The sequence below is a fragment of the Herminiimonas fonticola genome (genome assembly GCF_040395855.1).
Classification (GTDB): domain Bacteria; phylum Pseudomonadota; class Gammaproteobacteria; order Burkholderiales; family Burkholderiaceae_D; genus Oxalicibacterium; species Oxalicibacterium fonticola_A.
In genome coordinates this window covers 1-3,722 of record NZ_JBEBPO010000144.1, presented here as the reverse complement: position 1 = coordinate 3,722, position 3,722 = coordinate 1, and the positions used below count along the sequence as shown (strand labels likewise).

Below are 3,722 nucleotides of genomic sequence, written 5' to 3'. Positions count from 1 at the left end.
TTGACGAAACCGCTTTCGGCAAAATCCTTCAGCAAGGAGGAGGTCACATCCGGCGTCTCGTCGAAACCGGTATCGCTCATCGGATTGGGCAAACCGGCGTTCGGATAAATACAGACGAAGGTATCGGCGATCTTCGACAATTCTTCCGCGTACGGACGCATCAGCGCCGCACCGAGTGCGCAGTTCAAGCCCACCGTCAGCGGTCTGGCATGGCGAATCGAATGCCAGAATGCCGGTACCGTTTGACCGGACAGAATGCGGCCCGATGCATCGGTCACGGTGCCAGAGATCATGATGGGCAAACGCTGGCCCGACTCTTCAAAATAGGTATCGATCGCAAACAAGGCCGCCTTGCAGTTCAGCGTATCGAAAATGGTTTCGACCAGCAGCACGTCGGCGCCGCCTTCCACCAGGCCCCGCGTCTGCTCCAGATACGAAGCGACCAACTGATCGAAGGTCACATTGCGCGCCGCCGGATCGTTGACGTCCGGCGAGATCGATGCAGTCTTCGGCGTGGGGCCAAGCGCGCCAGCCACGAAGCGCGGCTTGTCCGGCGTCGAATACTTGTCGCAGGCAGCGCGCGCCAGACGCGCCGAAGCCACGTTCATTTCATAGGCCAGATGGCCCATGTGGTAATCGTCCTGCGCAACCGTGGTGGCGCCGAAGGTATTGCTTTCGATCAGATCGGCACCGGCAGCCAGATATTTTTCGTGGATTTCGCTGATCACCTGCGGCTGGGTCAGCGACAATAATTCGTTATTGCCCTTGACGAAAATTTCCTTGCCCGGCACCGCGAAGTCGGCGAAACGCGTGCCGCGATAATCTTCTTCGGTCAGCTTGTATTGCTGAATCATCGTCCCCATCGCGCCATCCAGAATCAGGATGCGGCGCGCCATCAGGTCGCGCAAGAGGGTTTCGGTCGGAGAAATAGCGTCGCGTTTCATTATCAATTCTCTATCTGTTCGTTATCGGTTCAGCTGTACAAATATAAAAACCCGGACACAAACTGTGCCGGGCTAAACAAGCATGAAAGCTGGGGAAATTATACGTGAAAGCCCCTGCTCTGAGGGCGCCACCGCCGGTCCCAGGCTAAACCGCCGATGTGGCTGCGGGCAGGCTGTCGTCAGACCAGCGCGTCGGCATGCCGGCTTTCCCGCGCGGCTCATTCATTTTCAGCGTCAGACACTTCGCCGCGCCGCCAGCCTTCATGAATTCCGTCAGTGCAAGCTGATGCACACGAAAACCCCACTGCTGCAACTGCGCGGCCAATGCCGGCGAGGCATGATTCAAGAACACGTGTTCGCCGCTATTGACTGCATTGCAGGCGAAATGCAGCGCATCTTCGCGCGACACGGCGCAGCGTTTTTCCAGCGGAACGCGCGCTGCGATACGCGCCTGTGCCGCAGCATCGAAGGCATCCGGGTAGTACAGCAAATAACCGCCCTGCAAGGGGCAAAAACAAGTATCCAGATGATAGAAGCGCGGATCGGCCAGTTTTACGGCCTGCACCTCGATATCCAATAATTCGGCAAGCGAGGGAGCGCAAGCGACATGCGAGCGATGACCGTGACCGAACCACAGCAAGTCCGCAGCCCGATCCAGCAAGGCGTCGCCGGCACCCTCGAACGGCAATGCATGCGGCATATGCAGCACACGCAAGCCGCGTGCGGCGAACCATGCGGCAAAGTGCGCTTCTTCCGCCTGGCGCTCGACATGAAGGAAAGCGGACAACACCACCTGATCACCCAGCACCAGGCCGCCATTCGCAGTAAATACCATATCCGGCACACCGGCCGCCGACGGCATGCACTCGACTTGCGCCACCGTTTGCAAGGCATGCATCAGCGCCTGCCACTGTCCCTGTGCATTTGCGCGATTGCCATGCGCAACATTCCCCTCCATCCATGGATTGATAATGTAAGACACTTCAAAATGTTCGGGCGCGCACATCAGGAAGATATCGCGATGCTGGTTCATCATGTGCAGCCCTCCATGTGTGGCGTGGCCAAAGTGGCGAAAACATGTTCGATGATGCGCAGCGCTGCGTCGATTTCTGCTGCGCTGATAATCAGCGGTGGTGCAAAACGCACGACGGTGTGATGCGTCTCTTTCGACAGCAAGCCGTTTTCCATCAGGCGCTCGCAAAAACTGCGCGCCGAAATAATCTTTGGATCCAGTTCCAGCCCGATCAGCAAACCCTTGCCGCGCACGCTGCGTATCGCCGGATGCCGTATCGCATGCAAGCCGTCAAGCAGGCGTTGTCCCCGTTGCCGTGCCGCTGCAATCAACTCGCCATCGCGCAGCAAGGACAGTGCAGCATGGCCGACCGCGGCCGCCAAAGGATTGCCGCCGAAGGTACTGCCGTGGTCGCCCGGCGTGAATACATCCATCACGTCGCGTCGCGCCAGAAATGCCGAGACCGGCAACAAACCACCGCCCAGAGCCTTGCCCAGTATCAAACCATCCGGCTTGACTCCCTCATGGTCGCAGGCCAGCAAACGTCCGGTGCGTCCCAATCCGGTTTGCACTTCATCGCAGATCAGCAAGACATTGTGGCGCGTACAGATCTCGCGGCATTGCGCCAGATAGCCATCCGGCGGCACGATGATGCCGCCTTCGCCCTGTATCGGCTCCACCAGAAATGCCGTGGTACGCGGCGTGATCGCCGCTTCCAGCGCCGCCGCATCGCCGAAAGGTATCGTCACGAAGCCGCCATCAAACGGCCCGAAGCCATCGCGGTACTGCGCCTCGGAAGAAAAGCCGACGATCGTCGTCGTGCGCCCGGCAAAATTGCCGTGGCAAACAATGATCTCGGCTTGTTGATCGGGAATACCCTTGACCTTGTAACCCCATTTGCGTGCCGCTTTCAACGCAGTTTCCACCGCTTCGGTGCCGCTATTCATGGGCAGCGCTTGCGGCATGCCTGTCATCTCGCACAGCAGTTGCAGGAACGGGCCCAGTTGATCGGTATAAAACGCACGCGAAGTGACGGCCAGCTGGCCAGCCTGATGCGTCAGGGCGGCGACCAGGGCAGGATGACTGTGGCCAAAGCTGACGGCAGAATAAGCGGACATCATGTCCATATAGCGCTTGCCGTTTTCATCCCACAGCCAGATGCCCTTGCCCTTGCTCAGCACGACAGGCAGAGGCTGATAGTTGTGCGCACAGTAGCGTTCTTCCAATGCGATGCGATGGCTGCTCACGATAGCGCTCCTCATAGAAAACGATACCCATTCACCCTTACATGGTAATTCCAATGCAAAGAAATATTTCTGCGTTATTAAACATGCTTTAGGTATAAAGTGAATGAATCGTGCGCATAAGGAGGAGTTCATGGAGAAATTCGACCGCTACGATCGCATCCTGCTGGAAACCCTGCAAAGCAGGGGTCGCGCCTCCAATGTGGAATTGTCCGAGCGCGTCAATTTATCGCCGCCACAATGCTATAGACGGGTGCAGCGCTTGGAACAGGAAGGTGTGATCCGGGGCTATGTTGCGCAAGTCGATGCCGCAGCGCTCGGGCTCGGCGTCACTGCTTTCGTGAACCTGAATATTGCACGCGAACAGTTCAAGCAGGTGCGCGAACTGGAACAGGCGATCCGGCAGTTCCCGGAAATTCTGGAGTGTTACACCATCTCCGGCGACTTCGACTATCTGCTGAAAGTCGTCGCCACCGATTTGAAATCGCTGTCGTCCTTTTTAACGGACAGGCTGATGCAAGT

General features: G+C 57.8%; 4 protein-coding genes. 1 reads left to right on the top strand and 3 read right to left on the bottom strand.

Annotation, left to right across the window (positions count from 1 at the left end; translation table 11 throughout):
- The 3 genes from ABWP27_RS12515 to rocD form a co-directional block, all read right to left on the bottom strand.
- Nucleotides 1–944: homocysteine S-methyltransferase family protein (locus ABWP27_RS12515; RefSeq protein WP_353157372.1), on the bottom strand; the 944-nt coding region annotated here is incomplete at its 3' end.
- 145 nt (nt 945–1,089) lie between these two features.
- Nucleotides 1,090–1,980: a dimethylarginine dimethylaminohydrolase family protein gene (locus ABWP27_RS12510; protein ID WP_353157371.1), complete on the bottom strand. Its 891-nt coding sequence runs from the start codon at nt 1,978–1,980 to the stop codon at nt 1,090–1,092.
- Nucleotides 1,977–3,218 (bottom strand): ornithine--oxo-acid transaminase, encoded by a 1,242-nt coding sequence (gene rocD, locus ABWP27_RS12505; RefSeq protein ID WP_353157368.1) that lies wholly within the window; start codon nt 3,216–3,218, stop codon nt 1,977–1,979. Before rocD ends, ABWP27_RS12510 begins: the two co-directional genes overlap by 4 nt.
- Nucleotides 3,219–3,333: 115 nt before the next feature.
- Here rocD and ABWP27_RS12500 point away from each other — a divergent pair.
- Nucleotides 3,334–3,722, top strand: a 389-nt coding sequence (locus ABWP27_RS12500) for an Lrp/AsnC family transcriptional regulator (RefSeq protein WP_353157366.1), incomplete at its 3' end; no start/stop codon positions are given.